Origin of the sequence: Curtobacterium sp. MCBA15_005, from assembly GCF_001864855.1 — a bacterium.
Lineage (GTDB): Bacteria > Actinomycetota > Actinomycetes > Actinomycetales > Microbacteriaceae > Curtobacterium > Curtobacterium flaccumfaciens.
This window is the reverse complement of record NZ_MJGL01000056.1, coordinates 91,235-114,127: the sequence shown is the minus strand read 5'-3', so window position 1 is coordinate 114,127 and position 22,893 is coordinate 91,235. Positions and strand designations below refer to the sequence as shown.

At 72.2% G+C, this 22,893-nt stretch carries 22 protein-coding genes and 3 tRNA genes; 18 read left to right on the top strand and 7 right to left on the bottom strand.

Annotation, left to right across the window (positions count from 1 at the left end):
• Nucleotides 1-204: 204 nt before the first annotated feature.
• Nucleotides 205-1,194 carry an o-succinylbenzoate synthase gene (locus tag BIU89_RS14185; protein ID WP_071247412.1) on the bottom strand — a complete coding sequence of 330 codons (990 nt, stop codon included), beginning with the start codon at nt 1,192-1,194 and terminating at the stop codon, nt 205-207.
• 317 nt (nt 1,195-1,511) lie between these two features.
• Here BIU89_RS14185 and BIU89_RS14180 point away from each other — a divergent pair, with 317 nt between their 5' ends.
• From BIU89_RS14180 to BIU89_RS14165, 4 genes are read left to right on the top strand one after another with little or no spacing between them, the layout of a single operon-like run.
• On the top strand, nt 1,512-1,856 hold the full coding sequence (locus BIU89_RS14180) for a hypothetical protein (RefSeq protein ID WP_027466348.1): 345 nt from the start codon (nt 1,512-1,514) through the stop codon (nt 1,854-1,856).
• A 31-nt stretch (nt 1,857-1,887) separates the two neighbouring features.
• On the top strand, nt 1,888-2,817 hold the full coding sequence (locus tag BIU89_RS14175; protein ID WP_027466349.1) for a 1,4-dihydroxy-2-naphthoyl-CoA synthase: 930 nt from the start codon (nt 1,888-1,890) through the stop codon (nt 2,815-2,817).
• Nucleotides 2,817-3,992: an AMP-binding protein gene (locus BIU89_RS14170; RefSeq protein ID WP_071247409.1), complete on the top strand. Its 1,176-nt coding sequence runs from the start codon at nt 2,817-2,819 to the stop codon at nt 3,990-3,992. The genes BIU89_RS14175 and BIU89_RS14170 overlap by 1 nt, the downstream gene beginning before the upstream one ends.
• A gap of 5 nt (nt 3,993-3,997) precedes the next feature.
• Nucleotides 3,998-4,999, top strand: coding sequence for a 1,4-dihydroxy-2-naphthoate polyprenyltransferase (locus BIU89_RS14165; RefSeq protein WP_071247407.1), 1,002 nt, complete (start codon nt 3,998-4,000; stop codon nt 4,997-4,999).
• Nucleotides 5,000-5,038: 39 nt separating this feature from the next.
• On the opposite strand, the gene BIU89_RS14160 is transcribed toward BIU89_RS14165, so the two are convergent.
• Nucleotides 5,039-5,374, bottom strand: coding sequence for a DUF4229 domain-containing protein (locus BIU89_RS14160; protein ID WP_071247405.1), 336 nt, complete (start codon nt 5,372-5,374; stop codon nt 5,039-5,041).
• A 65-nt stretch (nt 5,375-5,439) separates the two neighbouring features.
• On the opposite strand from BIU89_RS14160, the gene BIU89_RS14155 reads away from it, so the two are divergent.
• Both BIU89_RS14155 and menD read left to right on the top strand, forming a co-directional pair.
• Complete coding sequence (locus tag BIU89_RS14155) at nt 5,440-5,799, top strand: PLDc N-terminal domain-containing protein (RefSeq protein WP_071247403.1); 360 nt, start codon at nt 5,440-5,442, stop codon at nt 5,797-5,799.
• A complete protein-coding gene (gene menD / locus BIU89_RS14150) occupies nt 5,792-7,597 on the top strand; it encodes a 2-succinyl-5-enolpyruvyl-6-hydroxy-3-cyclohexene-1-carboxylic-acid synthase (RefSeq protein ID WP_071247882.1) in 1,806 nt (601 codons plus the stop codon). Before BIU89_RS14155 ends, menD begins: the two co-directional genes overlap by 8 nt.
• A gap of 82 nt (nt 7,598-7,679) precedes the next feature.
• On the opposite strand, the gene BIU89_RS14145 is transcribed toward menD, so the two are convergent.
• Complete coding sequence (locus BIU89_RS14145) at nt 7,680-8,939, bottom strand: isochorismate synthase (protein ID WP_071247401.1); 1,260 nt, start codon at nt 8,937-8,939, stop codon at nt 7,680-7,682.
• Nucleotides 8,940-9,025: 86 nt separating this feature from the next.
• Between BIU89_RS14145 and BIU89_RS14140 the strand changes: the two genes are divergently transcribed.
• From BIU89_RS14140 to BIU89_RS14125, 4 genes are all read left to right on the top strand, one after another.
• The gene (locus BIU89_RS14140; RefSeq protein WP_017888622.1) at nt 9,026-9,817 is read left to right on the top strand and encodes a demethylmenaquinone methyltransferase; all 792 of its coding nucleotides are present in this window, start codon (nt 9,026-9,028) and stop codon (nt 9,815-9,817) included.
• A gap of 31 nt (nt 9,818-9,848) precedes the next feature.
• Nucleotides 9,849-10,925, top strand: a complete 1,077-nt coding sequence (locus BIU89_RS14135) for a polyprenyl synthetase family protein (protein ID WP_027466355.1) — start codon at nt 9,849-9,851, stop codon at nt 10,923-10,925.
• Nucleotides 10,926-11,009: 84 nt separating this feature from the next.
• Nucleotides 11,010-12,383 (top strand): FAD-dependent oxidoreductase, encoded by a 1,374-nt coding sequence (locus BIU89_RS14130; protein ID WP_071247400.1) that lies wholly within the window; start codon nt 11,010-11,012, stop codon nt 12,381-12,383.
• A gap of 5 nt (nt 12,384-12,388) precedes the next feature.
• Nucleotides 12,389-13,504, top strand: a complete 1,116-nt coding sequence (locus tag BIU89_RS14125; protein ID WP_071247398.1) for a heparan-alpha-glucosaminide N-acetyltransferase domain-containing protein — start codon at nt 12,389-12,391, stop codon at nt 13,502-13,504.
• Nucleotides 13,505-13,540: 36 nt separating this feature from the next.
• Here the strand turns inward: BIU89_RS14125 and cls are convergent, their stop codons facing one another.
• Together cls and BIU89_RS14115 are read right to left on the bottom strand one after the other, a co-directional pair.
• Nucleotides 13,541-15,001 (bottom strand): cardiolipin synthase, encoded by a 1,461-nt coding sequence (gene cls, locus BIU89_RS14120; RefSeq protein ID WP_071247396.1) that lies wholly within the window; start codon nt 14,999-15,001, stop codon nt 13,541-13,543.
• A 33-nt stretch (nt 15,002-15,034) separates the two neighbouring features.
• The gene (locus tag BIU89_RS14115) at nt 15,035-15,523 is read right to left on the bottom strand and encodes a YajQ family cyclic di-GMP-binding protein (protein WP_017888627.1); all 489 of its coding nucleotides are present in this window, start codon (nt 15,521-15,523) and stop codon (nt 15,035-15,037) included.
• 197 nt (nt 15,524-15,720) lie between these two features.
• Between BIU89_RS14115 and BIU89_RS14110 the strand changes: the two genes are divergently transcribed.
• From BIU89_RS14110 to BIU89_RS14090, 5 genes are all read left to right on the top strand, one after another.
• Nucleotides 15,721-15,805, top strand: a tRNA-Tyr gene (locus BIU89_RS14110).
• A gap of 58 nt (nt 15,806-15,863) precedes the next feature.
• Nucleotides 15,864-16,694: an inositol monophosphatase family protein gene (locus BIU89_RS14105; RefSeq protein ID WP_071247394.1), complete on the top strand. Its 831-nt coding sequence runs from the start codon at nt 15,864-15,866 to the stop codon at nt 16,692-16,694.
• A gap of 148 nt (nt 16,695-16,842) precedes the next feature.
• The gene (locus BIU89_RS14100) at nt 16,843-18,021 is read left to right on the top strand and encodes a M23 family metallopeptidase (RefSeq protein WP_071247393.1); all 1,179 of its coding nucleotides are present in this window, start codon (nt 16,843-16,845) and stop codon (nt 18,019-18,021) included.
• A gap of 93 nt (nt 18,022-18,114) precedes the next feature.
• Nucleotides 18,115-18,186 (top strand) — tRNA-Thr (locus tag BIU89_RS14095).
• A 32-nt stretch (nt 18,187-18,218) separates the two neighbouring features.
• A tRNA-Met gene (locus tag BIU89_RS14090) sits at nt 18,219-18,292 on the top strand.
• A gap of 92 nt (nt 18,293-18,384) precedes the next feature.
• Here the strand turns inward: BIU89_RS14090 and BIU89_RS14085 are convergent.
• Complete coding sequence (locus BIU89_RS14085) at nt 18,385-20,280, bottom strand: ABC transporter ATP-binding protein (RefSeq protein WP_071247391.1); 1,896 nt, start codon at nt 20,278-20,280, stop codon at nt 18,385-18,387.
• Nucleotides 20,281-20,392: 112 nt separating this feature from the next.
• A complete protein-coding gene (locus tag BIU89_RS14080) occupies nt 20,393-20,791 on the bottom strand; it encodes a hypothetical protein (protein ID WP_071247389.1) in 399 nt (132 codons plus the stop codon).
• Nucleotides 20,792-20,922: 131 nt separating this feature from the next.
• Here BIU89_RS14080 and BIU89_RS14075 point away from each other — a divergent pair, with 131 nt between their 5' ends.
• From BIU89_RS14075 to BIU89_RS14065, 3 genes are read left to right on the top strand one after another with little or no spacing between them, the layout of a single operon-like run.
• The gene (locus BIU89_RS14075) at nt 20,923-21,372 is read left to right on the top strand and encodes an FAS1-like dehydratase domain-containing protein (protein ID WP_083404408.1); all 450 of its coding nucleotides are present in this window, start codon (nt 20,923-20,925) and stop codon (nt 21,370-21,372) included.
• On the top strand, nt 21,369-21,794 hold the full coding sequence (locus BIU89_RS14070) for a MaoC/PaaZ C-terminal domain-containing protein (RefSeq protein ID WP_071247385.1): 426 nt from the start codon (nt 21,369-21,371) through the stop codon (nt 21,792-21,794). The genes BIU89_RS14075 and BIU89_RS14070 overlap by 4 nt, the downstream gene beginning before the upstream one ends.
• A gap of 2 nt (nt 21,795-21,796) precedes the next feature.
• A complete protein-coding gene (locus BIU89_RS14065) occupies nt 21,797-22,825 on the top strand; it encodes a UDP-N-acetylmuramate dehydrogenase (protein WP_083404381.1) in 1,029 nt (342 codons plus the stop codon).
• Nucleotides 22,826-22,893 lie beyond the last annotated feature (68 nt).

Sequence of the window (22,893 nt, the reverse complement as noted above, 5' to 3'; positions counted from 1 at the left end):
ACCGTGCCTCCCGTCCGTCGTCGGGTCGCGTGCACGGCCAGGAAGACGCCGTCGTGTCGGTGGGACGCCGCGTCGTCGGCGAGACGCCGCAGGTTTCGGCGGCGTCTCGCCGACTCGGCGGCGTCTCGATGACGTGGCGGCGCCGAAAGGAGACGCCGGCGTCTTGCGGAGACGACGGCGTCTCGTGAGGACGCGGCGGGTGCGCTACCCGGCGGCGAGCAGTGCATGCACGCGGGCCACCCGCGCACGCCACCACGCCGTGCGCTCCGGCGACGCGGCGGACCGCTCCACCAGCTCGGGCGCGACGTCGGCCCGGCGCACCGGAACCCGACCGCCGACCGGCAACAGGGGATCGGCCGTGACGTCCCCGGCGAACATCACCGCCGTCCCGAGCCCTGCGGCGTACCCGGGGGTCATCGCCGCGGCGGCCAGGAACGCTCCCATCCCGAGCCCGACCGAGGTGTCGAGCGCGCTGGAGACGACGCACGGCAACCCGGCGTCGGCGATGACGGCACGGGCCGCGCTGATCCCGCCGAGCGGCTGGGCCTTCACGACCAGGACGTCGGCGGCACCGGCCCGGGCGACGGCGAGGGGGTCGCTCGCCTTCCGGACGCTCTCGTCGGCGGCGACCCGGACCCCGAGACCGGCGACGCGCGACCGGAGCTCGGCGAGTTCGGGCACCGTCGCACAGGGCTGCTCGGCGTACTGCAGGTCGAACGGTGCGAGCCGCTCCAGTGCTGCGCTGGCCTGCTCCACGCTCCACAGCCCGTTCGCGTCGACCCGGACCGCGGCCTCGGGCCCCATCACCCGGCGGACCGCGGCGACACGGGCGACGTCGTCGTCGACCGTCGTGCCGGGCTCCGCGACCTTGACCTTGGCGGTGGTGCAGCCGGGGTACCGCGCGAGCAGGTCGGCGACGGCGTCGGCGGCGATCGCCGGGACCGTGGCGTTGACCGGCACGGAGTCGGCGGCCGGTTCGTGGTCCGTCCACCCGAAGTCGACGGTGGCCCGCAGCCAGGCGGCGGCCTCGGCGTCGTCGTACTCGACGAACGGCGAGAACTCGGTCCAGCCTGCGGGGCCGCGCAGCACGACCGCCTCGCGCGTGGTGATGCCGCGGAACCGCACGCGCATCGGCAGGGCCACCACGTGGGCGTCGGCGAGGAGTTCGGCGAGGTCGGGGAGCACGTCCGACATCCTCCCACCGCACCCAGGGGGCCCGCCGGTTCCTCGGAGGGGACCGCCAGGGCAGGGCATTAGCATGCATCGGTCGGCCTCGGTCGGCAGGGGAACGACCCGAAGACGATGGAGGCTCGGTGGCGGTGGATCCGCGGCAGCGCGCAGCACAGCAACGCGCATCGCAGCGCCCGTCCGACCCGTCGGGCGCCGCGGCCCGTCCGGCGTCGGCAGCCCGATCGGCGGCCGCTGCCCGACCAGCGGCGGCAGCCCGACCGGCAGCGGGCGCTCGACCCGCGGCGGCTCCCGGGCGCGATTCCGACGACTTCGCCCGCCTCATGCAGCGCAACACCGTCGACGTGCGGCAGACGGGTGCCACGAGGCGCCGCAACCCGGTCGTCGGCAAGATCGCACTCGGCCTCGCCGTCGTCTCCGCCGCGGTCGACGCCAGTGCCTTCGCCGTGTTCATGGGCGGTGACACGAACTTCGCCTTCGGCATTTGCTTCGTCGTCGTGTTCCTGACGCTCGTCGCCGCCGTGCTCGGGTTCGTTGCCGCCGTCGGCTCGTTCGGGCGCTGGTACGGCGCCGTCGGGGTCGTCCTGGCGTTTTTCGCGAACCCCGTGATCCTCATCGTGATCATGGTGTTCGTCGCGCCGGAGATCCTGACCGACATGGGCGCCTGACCCGCCAGACGCCCGGCGGTACGTTGGGAGCATGGCTGCTCCCGTCTCCGACCTGTTCGACCCCGACGTCTGGACCCCCGCTCCGATCGCGGAGCAGTTCACCGACATCACGTACCACAAGCACGTCTCCAAGGGCATCGTCCGGGTCGCCTTCGACCGTCCCGAGGTCCGCAACGCCTTCCGCCCGCGCACGGTCGACGAGCTGTACCGCGCCCTCGACGACGCCCGGCAGGACCCCCGTGTCGGCGTCGTGCTGCTCACCGGCAACGGCCCGAGCCCGAAGGACGGCGGGTGGGCGTTCTGCTCCGGCGGCGACCAGCGCATCCGGGGGCGGAGCGGCTACCAGTACGTCGGCGACGAGGGTGCACCGCCGGAGGGCGTCGACCCCGCGGCCGCCCAGGCGTCGATGGGGCGGCTGCACATCCTCGAGGTCCAGCGCCTGATCCGGATGATGCCCAAGGTCGTCATCGCGGTCGTCCCCGGCTGGGCTGCGGGCGGCGGGCACTCCCTGCACGCGATCTGCGACCTCACCATCGCCAGCGCCGAGCACGGGAAGTTCAAGCAGACCGATGCCGACGTCGGCTCGTTCGACGGCGGCTACGGCAGCGCCTACTACGCCAAGCAGATCGGGCAGAAGTTCGCCCGCGAGGTCTTCTTCCTCGCGCAGGAGTACTCCGCCCAGCGCGCGTACGAGATGGGTGCGGTGAACGCCGTGGTGCCGCACGCCGACCTGGAGCGGGAGGCGATCCGCTGGGGCGAGATCGTGCTCGGCAAGTCCCCGACGGCGATCCGCATGCTCAAGTACGCGTTCAACGCCGTGGACGACGGCATGGTCGGCCAGCAGGTGTTCGCGGGCGAGGCCACGCGGCTGGCCTACGGCACCGACGAGGCCGTCGAGGGTCGCGACTCGTTCCTCGAGAAGCGCGCTCCCGAGTGGACCGCGTTCCCCTGGCACTACTGATGCCCCGTCCGCTGGTCGCGACCGGCACGTCGGACCCGACGGCCGTGCTGCGCGGCCTGGAGGCAGCACTCGCCGGCGGCCCCGCACTGCTCCCCGTCGCCGAGGGGGCTCCTGCACTGCCGACGCCACCGCCGGCCGAGGTCCGTCAGGCGGTCGCCCTGGTGGTCGAGACGAGCGGGTCCACCGGCACCGGCAAGCGGGTGGCGCTCTCGTCCGAGGCGCTCCTCGCCGGTGCCGCCGCGGCGGACGCGGCACTCGGTGGGCCCGGGCGCTGGGTGCTCGCCCTGCCGACGCACTACATCGCCGGCATCAACGTCCTGACCCGCTCGATCACCGCGGGCACCGACCCCGTCGTCGTGCCACCCGGGCACTTCGCGGCCGCCGCGTTCACCGAGGCGGCCGAACGGCTCGTCGTCGGTCCGGCCGCGCCCCGTCGCTACACCTCCTTGGTGCCGGTGCAGCTCGCACGCGTCCTCGACGACCCCGACGCCATGCGTGCGCTCGCCCGGTTCGACGCGGTGCTGGTCGGCGGGCAGGCCACCCCGGCGCCGCTCCGGCAGCGGGCGCTCGACGCCGGGGTCCGGATCGTGACGACGTACGGTGCGAGCGAGACGAGCGGTGGATGCGTGTACGACGGCGTCCCGTTCGGCACGGTGCGCACCGCGCTGGTCGACGGCGAGCTGCACCTGGCCGGGCCGATGCTCGCCGAGGGGTACCTCGACGACGACGCCCGCACGGCGTCGGCCTTCGTCGAGCGGGACGGGCTGCGCTGGTACCGGACCGGGGACACCGCGACCCTGTCCGACGGCGTGGTCCGCGTGCTCGGACGCCTCGACGACGTGGTGATCTCCGGCGGTGAGAAGGTCCAGCTCGGTGCGGTCGAACGGCTCGTCCGCGGGCTCCCCGGGCAGGAGAGCGCCGTCGTCGCCAGGCGCTCGGCGGGGGAGTGGGGCGAGGTCCCGGTCGTCGTCACCGAGCAGCCGCTCGACCTCAAGGCCGCGCGTGCCCACGTCGGAGCCGCCCTGGGGCGTGCCGCCCGCCCCGCCGACGTGGTCCTGGTGGACCGGATCCCGATGCTGCCGTCGGGCAAACCCGACCGTCGGGCCGTGCAGGCGCTCGTCGACCCGGTCCGCTCGTCGGGACCGCGAGCCGCCGGGCGGTCGCATCGGCAATAAGATCGGTGCTCGTGGCACGAACGAAGAACTCGACGCAGAAGCAGGGCCGGTCCGGCAACCCGGCGAAGGCCGCTGCCCCCGCCCGCACCAAGCGGAAGGCGACCGCGCGCGACTGGATCGGCGGCGCACGCCTGCGCACCCTGACCCTCGGTGTCGTCCCGGTCGTGCTCGGCACCGCCGTCGCGTTCGTCGACAGCGGTGAGCCCGGCGACTTCGGCGACTACCTGGCGAAGGACGGCCACCTCGCGGTCGCGCTGCTCGCCCTGGCCGTGGCGCTGTTCCTGCAGATCGGCGTGAACTACAGCAACGACTACTCCGACGGCGTCCGCGGCACCGACGAGTACCGCGTCGGTCCGGCACGACTCACCGGAGCCGGCCTGGCCAAGCCCCGGACCGTGCTCACCGTCGCCCTGACGTTCTTCGGCCTGGCCGCGGTCGCCGGCCTGGTCATCGTGCTGCTCACCCAGCTGTGGTGGCTGCTGCTCGTGGGGGCCGCCGCCATCGTCGCCGCCTGGTTCTACACCGGTGGCAAGAAGCCGTACGGGTACAACGCCCTCGGCGAGGTCTTCGTCTTCGTCTTCTTCGGACTGGTCGCCGTGCTCGGCACCCAGTTCGTGCAGATCCGCGAGGTCACCGTCAACGGCTGGGCAGCCGCCGTCGCCGCCGGGTTCTTCGCCTGCGCGGTCCTGATGGTGAACAACATCCGCGACATCGACGAGGACCAGCTGGCGGGCAAGCGCACGCTCGCCGTGGTCGTCGGCCGTCCGGTGGCCCGCGTCCTCTTCGGCCTGTTCCTGATGCTGCCGTACGTCGTGCTGCTCTGGTTCGTGCTGCTGTACTTCCGCACGGGCTTCACGTACTTCTCGCTGCTGCTGGCCCTGCCGGCACTGGCGATCGGGGTGTCGTCACGGAAGCCCCGCGAGCTCATCACGGCCCTGCAGCTGTCGTCGTTCGCCTCGCTCGCCTTCGGCGTGGTGCTCGGGATCACCCTGGCCGTCCAGCCGTAGCCGTTCCGGCTGCTCGACTGGACGGTCCCGCGTCCGGGGTCAGTCGGCGTCGGCGTCCCGTCGCGCTCCGTGCCGCTCGGCGTCGGACACCGGACGGTCGGTCGGGGTGGCCGCCGCGTCGGAGTCGGCGGCGTCGACGAAGTCGTCCTCGAAGTCCGAGTCGGCGTCGCGCTCCGGGGTTCCGCGGCGGTTCGCCAGGCTCAGGGCCACCTGCGTGCGCAGTCCGGACAGGGCGATGTACGAGACGAGCAGGCCCACCAGGGCGGCCACGATCGTCGCCCAGTACCACGGCATCGGCGTCAGGAGCAGGAGGAGCACGAGCGCCACCACGAAGATGCCGAGCCGAGCCAGGGTGTACAGGAGCCACGCTTTCACACGGTGAGTCTACGGAAGCGCCGACCGGCAGGGGCATCACAGGGTCGCGACCTAGACTTCACCGCATGGTCCGCTTGTGGTTGATCGTCGCTGTGGCCGCCGTCGCCTTCACGGTGTACGCGGCCATCGACTGCGGCACGATGCCGCGTCAGCGTGTCCGTTCCCTGCGTCGCGGCGTGTGGCTCCTGCTCGTCATCATCCTGCCCGTCCTCGGTGGCGTGCTCTGGTTCCTGCTCGGTCGCACCCCGGCGGCCCACCCCGGTGCGTCGGCCCGCTACCGTGGACCCGAAGACGACCCGGACTTCCTCGGTACCACGCCGGAGCCGGGCACCACCCTCACGGACAAGGACCAGGACGACGCGACCCTCCGAGACCTCGAAGACCAGTTCCACGAGCGCGACGACGACGGCCGCACCGATCGCTGACGGCCCCGTCGGTTCGGGCAGCCCGGCGACGGACAGCGCGCTCGCCCTCCTGCAGGAACTCGTGCGTGCCGGCGTCACCGACGTCGTCGTGAGCCCCGGTTCGCGTTCCCAGGCACTCGCCCTCGCGGCGGTCGCCCTGGAACGCGCCGGTGGGCTGACCGTGCACGTGCGGTTGGACGAACGGACCGCCGGGTTCTTCGCACTCGGGCTCGCGGTCGAGACGCACCGGCCCGCAGCGGTGGTGACGACGTCGGGCACCGCGGTGGCGAACCTGCACCCCGCCGTGCTCGAGGCGCACCACTCCGGCGTGCCGATGATCATGCTGAGCGCCGACCGCCCCGACGAACTGCGCGGCATCGGCAGCAACCAGACCACCGTCCAGCCCGGGATCTTCGGCCAGGCCGTCGCCTTCGTCCGCGACGTCGAGGCCCCGTCGGCGCACGGCGTCGACGCCTCGGTGCGCGACGCCCTGCGCACCCTCGCCCGACAGGCCGTCGCCGCCGCAGCGGGGCACACCGGGCAGCCCGGTCCCGCGCAGCTCAACGTCGCGTTCCGCGAGCCGCTGTCCGCCGGGCTCGCCCCGGAGCACGTCAGCCCCGTGCCGGACGACGAGGTCGACCTGTCGTTCGCCTCCCGCCGGGCGCACACCGGTCTGCCGGTCGCCGAACTCACCCCGGACGACGAGCCGGGCACCGTCGTCATCGCCGGGCACGACGCCGGCGAGGACGCCGAGCGGATCGCCTGGGAACTCGGGGCGCCGCTCCTCGCCGAGGTCTCGAGCGGCGCGCGCTTCGGCCGCAACCTGGTCGTGGCCTACCGCGAGCTGCTGCGCGACCCGGACCACGGCGGTGCCGTCCGCCGGGCCGTCGTGCTCGGCCACCCGACCCTCAGCAGGGAGATCCCCGCGCTCCTGCAGCGCGACGGGGTCGAGACGATCGTGGTCCGCGGACCGGCGGCCGACCCCTTCGACCCGGCCCGCGCCTCTCCCCACCGGCACGGCCCGGACGCCGCTGGCGCGTCGCCCGGGAACCGGCGGCGTGGGCCCAGCGAATCATTGACCACCTTCGTGTCCGACGTCCGCGTGACGGGCCGGACCCGGCCGGAACACCGCGCGTGGGTCGGCCGCTGGGTCGGCTCCAGCCGCCGGATCCTGGGGGACGGCGACGCCGGCCCGGACCTCGACGCCAAGCGCTCCGCCGACCGCGCCGAGCGGAACAAGTTCCTGCGTGACGAGGTCGCGCTCCGTCGCCGACCCGTCGACCGCGCCATGCTCGCCGAGGCCGTCTGGGGCGTGACCTGGCCGCACGACCGGCTGGTCCTCGGGGCGTCGCAGCTCATCCGTGAAGCCGATGCCCGGGTGCTCGGCAAGAAGATCCGGGTGCACGCGAACCGCGGGCTCGCCGGCATCGACGGCACCGTCTCGACCGCGCTCGGCATCGCCGCGGCGCTCGAACAGTCCTCGGCCTCGGTGGGCACCACCCGCGTGCTCCTCGGTGACCTGACGCTGCTGCACGACCTCGGAGCGTTCGTCACCGGCACCGAGGAACGCACCCACCGGGTGCAGGTCGTCGTCGGCAACAACCACGGTGGCGCGATCTTCCGAGGGCTCGAGGTGGCGAAGACCACGCCGGAGGCCGACATGCGGCGGATGATGTCGACCCCGCAGCACGTCGACGTCGAGCGGGTCGTCACGGGCCTCGGGTGGGAGTACCGCCGGGCGGCGACGTGGGGTGACCTCGAGCGGGTGCTCACCGACCCCGCCGAGCGGGTCGTGATCGAGGTCCCGCTGGCCGACTGACCGGTCGCGCGGCTGCGCCCCGCGCGGCTACGCGGTCGCGCGGGTCGCGCGGCTACCCGGTCGCGCGGGTCGCGCGGCTGCCTCAGGCCAGCGCGTCGGTGATCGGCCGGAACTTCAGGGCCGTCTCGGCGACCTCGCGCGCGGGCTCCGAACCGGCGACGATCCCGGCCCCCGCCCAGGCTCGGACGGTGCCGTCGTCGTCGATCCGGGCGCTGCGGAGCGCGAGCATCCACTCGCCGTCACCCGTCGCACTCATCCAGCCGACCGGCCCGGCGTAGCGGCCGCGGTCGACGCCCTCGAGCTCGGCGACCAACCGCACGGCCACGTCGGTCGGGGTGCCGGCGACCGCGGCCGTCGGGTGCAGGGCGTCGGCGACGTCCAGTGACGTGGTGTCGGGCGGCAGCGTGGCCTGCACGTCCGTCGCCAGGTGCCACAGGTTCGGCAGCTGCAGCCGGAACGGTTCGGCGTCGGCGCGCAGGTCCGTCGCGAGCGGGGCGAGGGCCGCGAGCAGACTGTCGATCGCGAAGGTGTGCTCCTCGACGTCCTTGGCGCTGCTGGCCAGGGCCTCTGCTGCAGCCCGGTCGGACACCTCGTCGGTGCCCCGGGCGGCGCTGCCGGCGAGCACCCGTGCGGTCAGCCGCGTGCCGTCGGTGCGGGCGAGCGTCTCGGGGGTGGCGCCGATCAGCCCGTCCACCGCGAAGGTCACGCACTGCGGGTAGGCGGCCGCGAGGTCGAGCAGGACCGCCCGTCGATCGGCTCCCGGCGGCAGCGTGCCGACGAGGTCGCGGGCGAGCACCACCTTGCGGGCGCTCCCGGACACGATGCGGCGGACGGCCTCCGACACGTTGGCGGCGTAGGTGTCCTCGTCGATGTGCCCGGGACGCAGCGCGACGGAGACGTGCGGCCCGACGTGGGGGACCGGGACCGAGGTCCGGGTGAAGGCCAGGGGCTCTGCGCCGAGCGTCGTGTCGATCGCGGTCAGCCAGGCCTTGCCGCGCCGCCGACCGAGGACCACCCGGGGCACGATGAGCACGCTCTCGTCGGCGGAGTCGTCGGCGAAGGCGAACGACCCGAACGCGACGAGCCCCGAACCGCGCAGCTGCACCGGGTCGTCGACGACGGCGGTCTCGACGACGCTGCGCCAGAGGGCCGCGGCATCACGCATCCGGTCGGGGCCGGTGAAGGTGAACCGGAGTGCCTCGCCGATGCCGACGATGCCGTCGCCGTTCCGGACGAAGGCGAGGGGACGGTCGCGGAGCGTGTGGCGGAGGACGGCGCCCGGGTCGTCGAGGATCCGGGTCGAGACCGTCAGCGGGGGCGCCGCCGTGGTGGTTCGGGTCACGGCTCCGATGCTACGCGCCGATCCCGCACCGCCCGGGTGGCTGCGAGTCCGGTGAACGCTCGGTCGGGACCTCTAGGATTGATCGTGTGAGCAGAGCGGACCTGAACAAGCGCCCGGACGAGGTGGCGGCGATGTTCGACGACGTCGCGGCCAAGTACGACCTCACGAACGACATCCTGTCGGCGGGCAACGCCCCGCTGTGGCGTGTCGCCACGGTGCGCGCGGTCGACCCGCAGCCCGGCGAGAAGGTCCTCGACATCGCCGCGGGCACCGGGACCAGCGCGGCGGCCTTCGCCAAGAAGGGCGCCGAGGTCACCGCGCTCGACCTGTCCGCCGGCATGATCGCCGTCGGCCGTGAACGCCACCCCGAGATCACCTTCGTCGAGGGCGACGCCGAGCAGCTGCCCTTCGACGACGACACGTTCGACGCCGTCACGATCTCGTTCGGGCTGCGCAACGTGAACGACCCGAAGCAGGCGCTCGCCGAGATGCTGCGCGTCCTGAAGCCCGGTGGCCGCGTCGTCATCTGTGAGTTCTCGACGCCGCCCCGCGCCCTGCTGCGCTTCGGCTACGGCACCTACCTGAAGCGCGTGCTCCCGGGCATCGCGCGGCTCTCGAGCAGCAACCCGGCCGCCTACCGCTACCTCGCCGAGTCGATCGACGCGTGGCCCGACCAGCAGGTGCTCACCCAGTGGCTCCGCGGTGTCGGCTTCTCGGTGGTCGCCTACCGCAACCTGACGGCCGGTATCGTCGCACTGCACCGTGGCCGCAAGCCCGTCGCCGACACGGTGCGCGAGTCCGCGGCACGGCGTGCGAAGGCCCGCCGCGACCACCAGAACACCGGCGAGCAGCCGCGCGTCGACCCGGCCGCCGACTGACCGGTCACCACCCCCGAAGACGGAGCAGCACTTGAATCCGAGCGTCCCGGTCGCACGTCGCGCGCCGAGCCTGCGCGCATCGCTGGGCATCGGCGAGCGGTTGTTCGCCACGCCCGCCGACCGACGCTTCATCTCCGCGGTCGACGACGGGCTCGAACTCGTCGAGCAGGGGCTCGAGGACGCCATGCGTTCCACCGACACCCTCGCCGACACCACCAGCCGGTACCTGCTGTCCGCCGGTGGCAAGCGCATCCGCCCGACCCTGACCCTCCTCATCGCCCAGCTCGGTGACGGCGTGACCGACGCCGTGGTCAAGGCCGCGGTGAGCATCGAGACCACGCACCTGGCGTCGCTGTACCACGACGACGTCATGGACGAGGCGCCCGTGCGCCGCGGGGTCCCCGCCGCGCAGATCACCTACGGCAACAACGTGGCGATCCTGACCGGTGACCTGCTCTTCGCCCGCGCCAGCCTGATCACGGCCGACCTCGGCACCGAGGGCATCCGGATGCAGGCCGAGACCTTCCAGCGCCTCTGCATGGGGCAGCTGCACGAGACGACGGGGCCGCAGCCGGACGACGACCCGCTCGAGCACTACATCCAGGTGCTCAGCGACAAGACCGGTTCGCTCATCGCCACCGCGGCACGCGCCGGCGTGATGTTCTCCGGTGCCGACCGCGCCTACCTCGACGCCGTCGGTACCTTCGGCGAGAAGGTCGGCGTGGCCTTCCAGCTCGTCGACGACGTCATCGACCTCGCCCCCGCGACGGACAAGACGGGCAAGATCGCCGGCAACGACCTGCGCGCAGGCGTGGACACCCTGCCGGTCCTGCAGCTGCGCCGGATGGCCGCGACCGATCCGTCCGCGCAGCACCTGGTCGAGCGCATCGAGCGCGACGTCAACGGTGCGCCCGACGACGTGGTCGACTCCGCGCCGTACCAGTCGGCCGTCGCCGCGCTCCGCGAACACGAGGCGACCGCGGCGACCCGCGCCGTCGCCGTCGCCTGGGCCCGCGAAGCCGTCGCCGCCCTCGCCCCGCTCCCCGACGGCACCGTGAAACGGGCACTCACCCGCTTCGCGGACTCCGTCGTCGACCGAAGCCGCTGAACACCCCTCCCGACGCGGCACGCCCACGGCGGCCCGGTCGGGAGGCCCCCGGGAACCCCCACCCGAACGAACTGGAGACGATCAGTGCCCACCCTCCGACTCGCCATCGTCGGCGCCGGCCCGGCCGGCATCTACGCCGCGGACATCCTGCTGCGCGAGGCGCACGGCTACGACGTGTCGATCGACCTGTTCGAGCAGCTCCCCGCGCCCTACGGTCTGGTCCGGTACGGCGTCGCCCCCGACCACCCGCGCATCAAGGGCATCATCAACGCCCTGCGTGACGTCCTCGACCGCGGTGTCGTCCGGCTGTTCGGCAACGTCCGCTACGGCGAGGACATCACCCTCGAGGACCTCAAGAAGCACTACAACGCGGTCGTGTTCTCGACCGGTGCGATCAAGGACGCCGACCTCGACATCCCCGGTGTCGACCTCGACGGCTCGTACGGCGCAGCCGAGTTCGTGAGCTGGTTCGACGGCCACCCCGACGTCCCGCGCACCTGGCCGCTGCACGCCGAGAGCGTCGCGGTCATCGGCGTCGGCAACGTCGCCCTCGACGTCTCGCGCATCCTGGCGAAGCACGCCGACGACCTGCTGCCGACCGAGATCCCCGCGAACGTGTACGAGGGCCTGAAGGCATCGCCGGTCACGGACGTGCACGTCTTCGGCCGCCGTGGTCCGGCGCAGGTGAAGTTCACGCCGCTCGAGCTCCGCGAGCTCGGCGAGGTCCGTGACGTCGACATGGTGGTCTACGACGAGGACTTCGACCACGACGAGGCGTCGAAGACCGCGATCGCGACGAACAAGCAGGTCATGGTGATCAACCGTGTCCTCGAGCAGTGGCGCACGCGCGAGGTCGGCCAGGCCAGCCGTCGGCTCCACCTGCACTTCTACGCGAAGCCGATCGAGTTCGTCGGCGACGAGCAGGGCAAGCTGACCGCCATCCGCTACGAGCGCACCCGTCCGAACGGCGAGGGCGGCGTCGAGGGCACCGGCGAGATCCGCGAGATCCCGATCCAGGCCGCCTACCGCGCGGTCGGGTACTTCGGTTCCCCGCTGCCCGGGGTGCCGTTCGACGAGCGGCACGGTGTCATCCCGAACCACGAGGGCCAGGTCCTCGACGACGACAACCAGCAGATCCCCGGGGTGTACGCCACCGGCTGGATCAAGCGCGGTCCGGTCGGGCTCATCGGACACACGAAGTCCGACGCGATGGAGACCGTGCAGCACATCGTCAACGACCAGGCGAGCTGGTGGACCCCGGAGGACCCGTCCGACGAGGCCATCCCGGCCCTGCTCCGCGAGCGCGGTGTCGAGTACACCGACCTCGAGGGCTGGCACCACCTCGACACCCACGAGCAGGCGCTCGGCGCGGTCGACGGGCGCGAGCGCATCAAGGTGGTGCCGCGCGACGAGATGATCGACGTCTCGCTCGGCCGCGTCGACACCCCGACCAGCTGACGACCATGACCGACACGCGCCCCGTCCCGCCCACCGCGGTGCGGGGCGCGTCCGCGTCGGGGCCACGGCTGCAGGGCGTGGACGTGGCCCGTGCGGTCGCGCTGCTCGGCATGATGGCCGCACACGTTGGCGGCATCGCGGAGCAGCTCGACTGGACCGACCCCGCCACCTGGACCGCCGTCGCCCACGGCCGCCCGTCCACACTGTTCGCGGTCCTCGCCGGGGTCTCGATCGGCCTGACGAGCGGCCGTGCCGACCCGCCCGGCCCGCCCACCATCGGCCGCATCCGTGCCCGGCTCGCCATCCGCGCCGTGGTGGTCGTCGTCATCGGGTTCGCCCTGATGGCGCTCGACACCCCCGTGTACGTGATCCTGCCGACCTACGGGGTGCTGTTCCTGCTGGTGGTCCCGGTGCTCCGCGTCCGACCGGCGGCGCTGCTCAGCATCGCCGCGCTCTGCGCGGTGCTGTCGCCGCTCGCCGCGCTGACGATCGCGCCGGCCTACGCGGACGCCGGCATGATCGGCGTCCAGCTCGGCCTGGTCTACCCCGTGGTCACCTTCCTGGCGTACGTCCTGGTCGGTCTCGCGGTCGCCCGGGCCGGCCTGGAGGAACGTGGCCGGCAGGTTGCGCTCCTCGTGTCCGGCGCACTGGTCGCCACCACCGCGTACGTCGCCGGGTCGGTCCTCGCCCCGCTGCCGGACGACGCGGCCCTGGCGTTCCCCGGGGTCCCGTACGCGGGCGAGGGCTCGACCGCCGGTCAGGCCCTCGCGCAGCTGTTCCTGTCCCCGCGTGACCACTCGTCGTCAGTCGTCGACGTGGTGGGGACGGCCGGGGTGGCGGTCGCCGTGATCGCCCTGTGCCTGCTCGTGTTCGACGGCCGCGGGCGTGTCGCCGAGCGGATCGCGTTCCCCCTGGCCGCGGTCGGCTCGATGCCGCTGACGGTGTACTCGGGGCACCTCGTGGTCATCGCGATGCTGCCGACCTCCCTCGAGTCGGTCGAGGCCTGGGGCTGGTTCGCCCTCGGCTCGGTGGTCTTCGCGATGCTGTGGCGGCGGTTCCTGGGTCGCGGCCCGCTCGAGCGGGTGGTGGGGGCCCTGGTGTCCCTCGTCCCGATGCGCTGAGCGCACCTGGCGGAGCCGCACCGGGCCTCCAGGCGGCTACTGCAACGCCGCCGTGAGCCGCGCGACGTTGTCGAGCACCTTGGACCGGCGCGGACGGTCGAACCACTCGTCGAGCGTGAGCTCGAAGCTGTGCTCCTTGTACGCTTCCTGCACCTCGCGCAGGGCGTCGACGAAGCGGTGCCCGCGCACCATCACGGAGACCTCGAGGTTCAGGCTGAACGAGCGCATGTCCATGTTGCTCGACCCGATCACCGACACCTCGTCGTCGATCGTGAAGTGCTTCGCGTGCAGGATCGTCGGCGCGCGGTACAGCCAGATCCGCACACCGGCGCGGAGCAGTCCTTCGTAGTAGGAGCGCTGCGCGTGCCAGGTCATCGCGTGGTCGCCCATCTCGCCGACGAACAGCTCGACGTCGACCCCGCGCTGCGCCGTCGTGGTGATGGCGTAGAGCATCGAGTCGTCCGGCACGAAGTACGGCGACGTGATCGAGACCTTCTGCTGCGCCGAGTAGAGCAGCGCGTTGAACAGGCGCAGGTTGTTCTCGCCGTCGAAGCCCGGCCCGGACGGCACCACCTGGCAGTCGAGCGCGTCGCCGCGGTCGGCCCGCTGGACGGGGTCGCTCTCGCGCAGCAGCAGCTCGTCGGTCTCGCTGTACCAGTCGGTGACGAACAGGGCGTTGAGCCCCGCGACGACCGGTCCCTCGAACCGGGCGAACAGGTCCTTGTAGACCATGCCCTTCTCGACGTGCGACTTGATGTCGTACGACGCGTCGATCAGGTTCTGCGAGCCGGTGAACGCGACCGAGCCGTCGATCACCATGATCTTCCGGTGGTTGCGGAGGTCGGGGCGCTGGAACTTCCCCTGCAGCGGGAGGAGGGGCAGCATCAGGTGCCACTCGATGCCCGCCTGGTCCATGAACGACAGGGTGTCCTTGTAGCCCGGGTACCCGCGGCTGGCCCAGTGGTCGAGCAGGAACCGCACGGTCACCCCACGGGCCTGCGCCCGCGCGAGCGCCTCGAAGAACGGGCGCGTGGTGTCGTCGAGCGTCGCGATGTAGAACTCGACGTGCACGAACCGGCGGGACTGGTCGATCGCCCGGGTCATCTCGGCGATGGACTCCTCGGAGTCGGGGTAGAGCTCCGCGGAGTTGCCGCCGACCAACGGCATCGCGCCGAGTTCGCGGTTCAGCCGCGTGACGCTCTCGAGCCACGCGGGCCACGGGTGGTCGCGCCGGACCCGCTCGATGCCCTCGGTCTGCTCGAGGATGTACGCGTTGATCTCGGTCTGCTTCTCGCGACGGGCGCGGGGGAGCTTCGTCGACCCGATGACCAGGAAGACGATGAAGCCGATGTAGGGGATGAGGAAGATCGCGAGCAGCCACGCCGTCGCGGTCTGCGGCTTCCGGTTGATCGGGACGTAGATGATCGAGAAGACGCGGATCGCCAGGTCCAGCAGGACGAGCAGGACGGTGATGACGACGCTGAGCCAGTGCTCCACGGGGTGTCGGGTGTCGTTCGCAGGGGCCGCGGGTCAGCGGAAGTTGATGAACTGCAACGGGACGTCGAACTCTTCACCCTTGAGGAGCTGGATCGTGTTCTGCAGGTCGTCACGGCTCTTCGACGAGACGCGGAGCTCGTCACCCTGGATCTGGCTCTTCACCGTCTTCGGGGCGTTGGCCCGCAGGAACGCGCCGATCTTCTTCGCCACGTCCTGCTCGATGCCGTTCTTGAACTTCACCTCGATGCGGTACTCCTTGCCCGAGGGGTACGGGTCGCCGGCGTCCAGGCTCTTCAGGCTGATGTTCCGCTTGATCGCCTTGCTCTGCAGCACGTCGAGGACCGCCTTGGCGCGCTCTTCCGAGTTCGCCTTGATCAGGACGTCCTCGCCGCTGAACGCGACCGAGGCGTCGGCGCCCTTGAAGTCGTACCGCTGCTCGATCTCCTTGGCCGCCTGGTTGAGGGCGTTCTCCGCCTCCATCTTGTCGACCTTGCTGACCACGTCGAAGGAACTGTCTGCCATGCGGAACAGCCTAACGGCGGTGGGCCCACGTCGCCGGTTTCCGGACGACGCGCCAGCGGCGTCCGGGCCGTGCCGATGGGGAGGGAGGCCCGGTTCCGGTCGCGCGGATCGGCTCGCGGTGGTCACGACCACCGTCAGCCATCCGCTATGCTTTTGTGCGCGCCTTCGGTTGGTGATCACACCGGCTGGGTGCGCATGGCAAGTTACCCAAGCGGCCAAAGGGATCTGACTGTAAATCAGCCGGCGTAGCCTTCGGGGGTTCGAATCCCTCACTTGCCACCATCTGATCGGCCCCGTCCACTGCGGACGGGGCCGATGGTGTTTCCGGGAGGATGGGTGCATGGCATCCGACCCCACACCGTCCCAGTTCGCCGACCTCGCCGAGTCGATCGCCCGTGATGCAGCGGCGCTGGCCGCACGCCGCCGTGCCGAGGGGGTCGAGATCGCGGACCGGAAGTCGAGCATCGTCGACGTGGTCACGGCCGCCGACCGCGAGGTCGAGGCACTCATCCGCGCCCGCATCGCCGAGGTCCGCCCCGACGACGCCTTCCACGGCGAGGAGTCCGGGTCGGCCTCCGGTGCCTCGGGCATCACCTGGGTGGTGGACCCGATCGACGGCACGGTCAACTACCTGTACGGCAGCGCCGAGTACGGCGTGAGCATCGGCGTCGTGCGCGGCGCACCCGACCCGATGACCTGGGAGCCGATCGCGGGCGTCGTCGTGGCGCCGGCGACGGGCACCGTCTTCCGCGCGGCCGTCGGCCAGGGCGCGACTCGTGACGGGGAACCGTTGTCCGTCGCCGCGCCCGGTTCGCTCGCCGAGACGCTCGTCGCCACCGGGTTCGGGTACACGGCCGACCGTCGCCGGGAGCAGGTCGCGGTGCTGGCCGGACTCATCGGCGAGGTGCGGGACATCCGCCGCGGGGGAGCGGCGTCGCTCGACTGCTGCGCCGTCGGGGCGGGCGTGGTGGACGCGTACTACGAGCGCGGGATCAACCCGTGGGACATGGCCGGCGGCGCCCTCGTCGCGCAGGAGGCCGGCGCGGCCATCCGCATCTGGGAGGCCGGAGGGACGCGCTCCTTCCTGTTCGCGAGCCCCGCCGTCGCCGACGAACTCGAGGCCCTGGTGCGCGGTCTCGAGGCCGGTGCGCTCGGAGCCGTGCGGGCCTGACGACGTGCCGATCCCCGGGTCCGGGGGTGCCGGGCGGACCTGACCACGACTGGCGACCTGCGACCTCGCCTGCTAGCGTGCTCAGGTCCCGTTATCTGCTCGTTACCAACGAGTGAGCCCTTCTCTGATCAGGATCGCCACCGCACGCATGCCCCGTACTCCTCTGTCGTCCGCTCCCACCGACGGTTCCGTCGACGCCGCCACCCCGGTCGTCCACCAGACCCGACGCGCTCGGATCGAGGCGGAGCGAGCCGCGGCGAAGGGCACGGTCGTGGCGCAGGAGGGACAGGGCTCGACGGGTCCGAGCTTCGACGACGTGATCGGTGCGGTCACGCCGGGAACCCCCGCGGCCCCCGTGTCGCCGATCGACCTCGCACCGGCATCGCCCGTGCGCCCGGCCTCCCCAATCGTGACGCCGCCGGCCCCCACCTCGCCCGTCGTGCACGCCCAGCGGGTGGCTCCCGTTGCCGCCGCTGCCTCGGCGTCGCAGCCGCGTCGTGTCACGGGGCAGGTCCCCGCATCGCGCCGCCGCAGCAGCCGTCCGGCCATGAAGACCCCGGTCGACCGCGCGACCCGTCACATCCGGTCCACGGCCGCCACGACCCCCGCAGCAGTGCGGTCCCCGAAGCAGGGCGCGTCGTTCCGCCGTGCTGCCTCGCGCGTGACCGCGGTCGGCGCACTGCTCTTCGCAGCAGGCCTCGTCGTCTCGACCTCCCTGCCGGCGCAGGCGCTCTGGGTCCCGGCGTCCGGCTCGACCGCTGCCCGTGCCACCGTCGACGGCGCCACGCAGTCGATGCAGGTCGGTGCCTCGGCCGACGGATCGACCGCCCGTGACCAGTACACGGTGTCCGACGCCACGCAGTACGCGAACGTCGACTCCTCGACCTTCACGAACGACCCGACCGGCACCATCCAGTGGCCGTTCCTGACCGGCGTCCCGATCACCTCGGGCTTCGGTGGACGCCAGGTCGCCGGGTGCTCGTTCTGCTCGACGAACCACATGGGCATCGACTTCGCCCCGGGCGAGGGCACCCCGATCGGCGTCATCGCCGCCGGCACCGTGATCAAGGTGCAGGCGAACGACGGCGGCTTCGGCAACGACGTCTGGGTCGAGCACGACGTGGACGGCAAGCAGTTCGTCAGCGTCTACGGCCACATGGAGGACAACTCCTTCAAGGTCGTCACCGGCCAGCACGTCGAGGTCGGCGACATCCTCGGTCTCGTCGGCAGCACGGGCAACTCCACGGGCCCGCACCTGCACCTCGAGGTGCACGTCGACGGGGTCCCGGTGGACCCGCTGGCGTGGCTCAAGACCAACGCGAACTAGCGGCCCACGACGCGGCACGCCCGGGCGTCTCGTCCGGTTCCGGAGCAGCGTCGGAGGTCTGCTATCCTCGTGTGGTGCCGTTCGCGGCACATCGCCCCGATAGCTCAGTGGTAGAGCACCTCCATGGTAAGGAGGGGGTCGTCAGTTCAATCCTGACTCGGGGCTCCGACCCGGTGCGCGTGCCGCTCCGGATCTCTGGCGGGGTAGCTCAGTTGGTTAGAGCACACGACTCATAATCGTGGGGTCGCGGGTTCAAGTCCCGCCCTCGCTACACGCAAGGCCCTCTCGTCCAGGATCCCCTGGGTCAGGGGGCCTTCTCTGTTGCCGGCCTCACTTCGACCGCTGGGCCCACCCGCCGCGCGTTCAGTCCGCCGCCTGCACGTCGGCCGCGACGTTCTCCTGCGCGGCGAACTGGGTGCGGTGCAGCTCCTCGTACCGGCCACCCGCGGCCAGCAGTTCGTCGTGCGTGCCGCGCTCCACGATCGAGCCGTCCTCGACGACGAGGATCACGTCCGCGCTGCGGATCGTCGAGAGCCGGTGCGCGATCACCATCGCCGTCCGTCCCTCGAGCGCCTCGCCGAGTGCTGCCTGCACCGCTGCCTCGGAGGTCGAGTCGAGCGCCGCCGTCGCCTCGTCGAGGATGACGACGCGCGGCTGGGCGAGCAGGAGCCGGGCGATCGTCATGCGCTGGCGCTCGCCCCCGGAGAGCCGGTAGCCGCGTTCGCCCACCATGGTGTCCAGTTGGTCGGGGAGGGACCGGATAAGCGGCTCGAGTCGCGCACGGCGGACGGCGTCCCACACCTCGTCGTCGGACGCCTCGGGCCGGGCGAACCGCAGGTTGGAGCGGATGGTCTCGTGGAACAGGTGGCCGTCCTGCGTCACCATGCCGAGGGTGTGTCGCATCGAGGCGAACGTGACGTCGCGGACGTCCGTCCCGGCCAGACGCACGGCGCCGCTGTCGACGTCGTACAGGCGCGAGAGCAGCTGCGCGACCGTGGACTTGCCGGCTCCGGACGAGCCGACCAGGGCGACGGTCTGCCCCGGTTCGATCCGGAAGGACAGGCCGTGCAGCACCTCCTCGCCGCCGCGGGTGTCCAGCGTCGCGACCTCCTCGAGCGAGGCGAGGGACACCTTGTCGGCGGACGGGTAGGCGAACCGGACGTCGTCGAACTCGACGGAGACCGGGCCGTCGGGGATGGTCACCGCGTCGGGCTGCTCCCGGATGAGCGGTTCGAGGTCGAGCACCTCGAAGACGCGCTCGAAGCTGACCACGGCGCTCATGATCTCCACCCGCGCGTTCGCCAGGCTCGTCAGCGGGGCGTACAGCCGGGTGAGCAGGAGCGCCAGGGTGACGACCTCGCCGGTGTCCAGCCGGCCGGCGAGCGCGAGGAAGCCGCCGAGCCCGTAGACGAGCGCCAGGGCGAGCGCGGAGACGAGCATCAGCGCGGTGAAGAAGACGAACTGCAGCATCGCGGTCCGGACACCGATGTCGCGGACCCGGGCGGCACGGACGCGGAACTCCTCGGCCTCTTCGTCGGGTCGGCCGAACAGCTTGACGAGGGTGGCGCCGGGAGCCGAGAAGCGCTCGGTCATCTGGGTGCTCATCGCGGAGTTGTGGTCGGCGGCCTCGCGGCGCAGGGCGGCGAGGCGGCTGCCCATCCGGCGCGCGGGGACCAGGAAGACCGGGAGCATGACGACGGCGAGGACCGTCACGAGCCACGAGGTGCTGAGCATGACGATCAGGGTGAGGACCAGCGCCACGAGGTTCGTGACCACGCCGGACAGCGTGCCGCTGAAGGCCTGCTGGGCGCCGATCACGTCGTTGTTGAGGCGGCTCACGAGCGCACCGGTCCGGGTGCGGGTGAAGAACGCGATGGGCATCTTCTGCACGTGGTCGAAGACGGCGGTGCGGAGGTCCAGGATCACGCCCTCGCCGATCCGCGCCGAGTACCACCGCGTCGTCAGCGACACGGCGGCGTCGGCCACGGCCACCAGGGCGATGACCACGGCGAGCCGGACGATCGTCGAGACCTCTCCGCGGGCGACGATGACGTCGACCACCTGACCGGCGAGGACCGGCGTCGCGACCGCGAGGAAGGCACCGATGACGGACAGTCCGATGAACACCAGCAGCTTCGCCCGGTACGGCACCGCGAACGTCAGGATCCGCCGGACGGACGCGCGGGAGAACCCGTGCTTGCCGCCCTGCGCGGACGAGATCTTGTACAGCGAGCTCCAGGCTGCGCTCTCCATGCTCATGGCGGTTCCTTTCCGGGGCCCCGGGCCCAACCTAGATGGCTGGCCGGGTCCCCGGTGACCGCTCCTGTGGCGGTGCGCCGCGCGGCCACCCGCCGGAGGCCGTCGGGCCGGCCTACTGCGTGCGGTGGGAGCCGGTGTCCGTGCGCGTCGCGAGCACCCCGGCCGCACGGAACGCGTCCTCGACCGCGGCGGTGACGTGCTGCCAGGCGGCCCGTCGCCGGTTCGCCCCGATGCTGCCGCCCGACACGGCCGTGCCGTGCCCGGCCCGGCGCAGGGTGATCGTGGTGGTGGCACCGTCCACGACCGTCGACAGCTCGTACCGGCGGTACTCCCGGGCCGGCTGCACGAGCGCACCGAGCAGGATGGTGAGCGTGCGGCTGCCCGCCGTCGCGGTCATCGTGCCACCCGTCGACTCGACGTGGTGGCCCGTGCGGCGCAGCGCGGCGGCCGCGACCTCCATGGCGGTGCACCGGTCTCCCGTGTGCACGGCGAACTCCGTCGTGGTGTCCATCGGCCCTCCCCGTCCCGAACGAACCCGTGCCGCACGGCACGCTCCGATTCCCCCGAATCGGTCTCAGACAGTCTAGCTGAAGCGTTCTCATCGATCACCGGCCTCCGGACGGGCCTCGGTAGACTGCCGTGGTGTCAGTGAACCCCGAGCTCGTCGGCAGGACGTTCCCGCCGGCCCAGCCCTACCTGGTCGGCCGCGAGAAGGTGCGCGAGTTCTCGCGTGCGGTCTTCGCGACCAACCCCGTCCACCACGATCCGGGCGCCGCACGTGCCGCCGGGTACGCCGACGTGGTCGCGCCCCCGACGTTCGCCGTCGTCGTGCAGGAGGCCACGCTCGCGCAGCTCCTGAACGAGCCCGACGCCGGCATCGACTTCTCGCGCGTCGTCCACGGCGAGCAGTCCTTCACGTACGACCGGCCGATCGTCGCCGGTGACGAGCTCACCGCGACCCTGACGGTCACCAGCGTGAAGACCCTCGGCGGCAACGCGATGGTCACCGCCCAGAGCACCATGAACGACGCCGAGGGGGAGCACGTCGTCACGGCGACCTCCACCCTCGTGGTCCGAGGAGACGACGCATGACCGCCGCACCCGCCACCGCGCTCGAGGTCGGCACCGTCGTCGCCGAGCGTGACGTGCACATCACGCGCGACTCGCTGGTCCGGTACGCCGGCGCCTCCGGCGACTTCAACCCGATCCACTACCGCGACGACGTCGCCGCCTCGGTCGGCCTGCCCGGTGTCCTCGCCCACGGCATGCTCACGATGGGCATCGCCGTCCAGCCGGTCGCCGAGTGGCTCGGCGACAGGGGCTGGGTCGCGGGCTACGGTGTCCGCTTCACGCGCCCCGTCGTCGTCGACCCGGAGCAGGGTGCCACCGTCGGCATCGTGGCGAAGGTCGGCACCGTCGACGAGGACGGCCGGCCGAAGCGCATCGACCTCACCGTGACCGCCGCCGGGCAGACCGTGCTCGGCAAGGCGCAGGTCACGGTGGTGTTCCGCTGACCGTGTCCGAGCCGGTGCTGGCCGACCTGACGACGCTCCGCGTCGGCGGGGCCGCCACCCGGCTGCTCACGGCCACGACGACCGACGAGCTCGTCACCCACGCGCTCGACGCCTTCGACGACCACGAGTGGCTCGTCCTCGGCGGCGGCAGCAACCTGCTGGTCGCCGACCAGGGCTTCGACGGCACCGTCGTGCTGGTCCGGACGACGGGCGTCGACGCCGACCGCGACGCCGACGGCGTCACGGTGCGCGTCGCGGCGGGGGAACCGTGGGACCCGTTCGTCGCCACGACCGTCGCGAACGGCTGGACCGGCCTGGAGGCCCTCAGCGGCATCCCGGGCACGGTCGGTGCGTCCCCGGTGCAGAACATCGGCGCCTACGGGGTCGAACTCGCCGACGTGCTCACCCGCGTCGAGTTCCTCGATGCGGCCACGGGGGAGCGCGCGTGGGTCCCCGCAGCCGAGCTGGCGCTCGGCTACCGAACGTCGACCCTCAAGCACGGTCGGCGCGGTGTCGTGCTGACGGTCGAGTTCCGGCTCGGGCTCGCGGGGGAGCACGGTGTGCCCGTGCGCTACGCGCAGCTCGCCGGTTCGCTCGGGGTCGAGCTCGGTGCGCTCGTGCCGCCCACGACCGTCCGCGACGAGGTCCTGCGGCTGCGCGGCTCGAAGGGCATGGTGCTCGACGGGGACGACCACGACACCTGGAGCGCCGGGTCGTTCTTCACCAACCCGATCGTCTCGCCGGCGTTCGCCGAGACCCTGCCGACGGACGCGCCCCGCTGGCCCGCGGGTGACGACGTCAAGCTCAGTGCCGCGTGGCTCATCGAGCACGCCGGCGTCCACCGTGGCTACGCGGTGCCGGGCTCCCGTGCGGCGATCTCGTCGAAGCACACCCTCGCGCTCACGAACCGCGGCGGGGCGACGGCCGCGCAGGTGGCCGAGCTCGCACGGTTCGTGCAGGTGACCGTCCTGAACCGCTTCGGGGTATCGCTCGTCCCGGAACCCGTCGTGGTGGGCGACCTGCTCGGCTGATCGTCCGCGCGACGGGACGGGACGAGCACGACGCGCCACGGGCCTCCCGGCACACAGAACGGGCCACC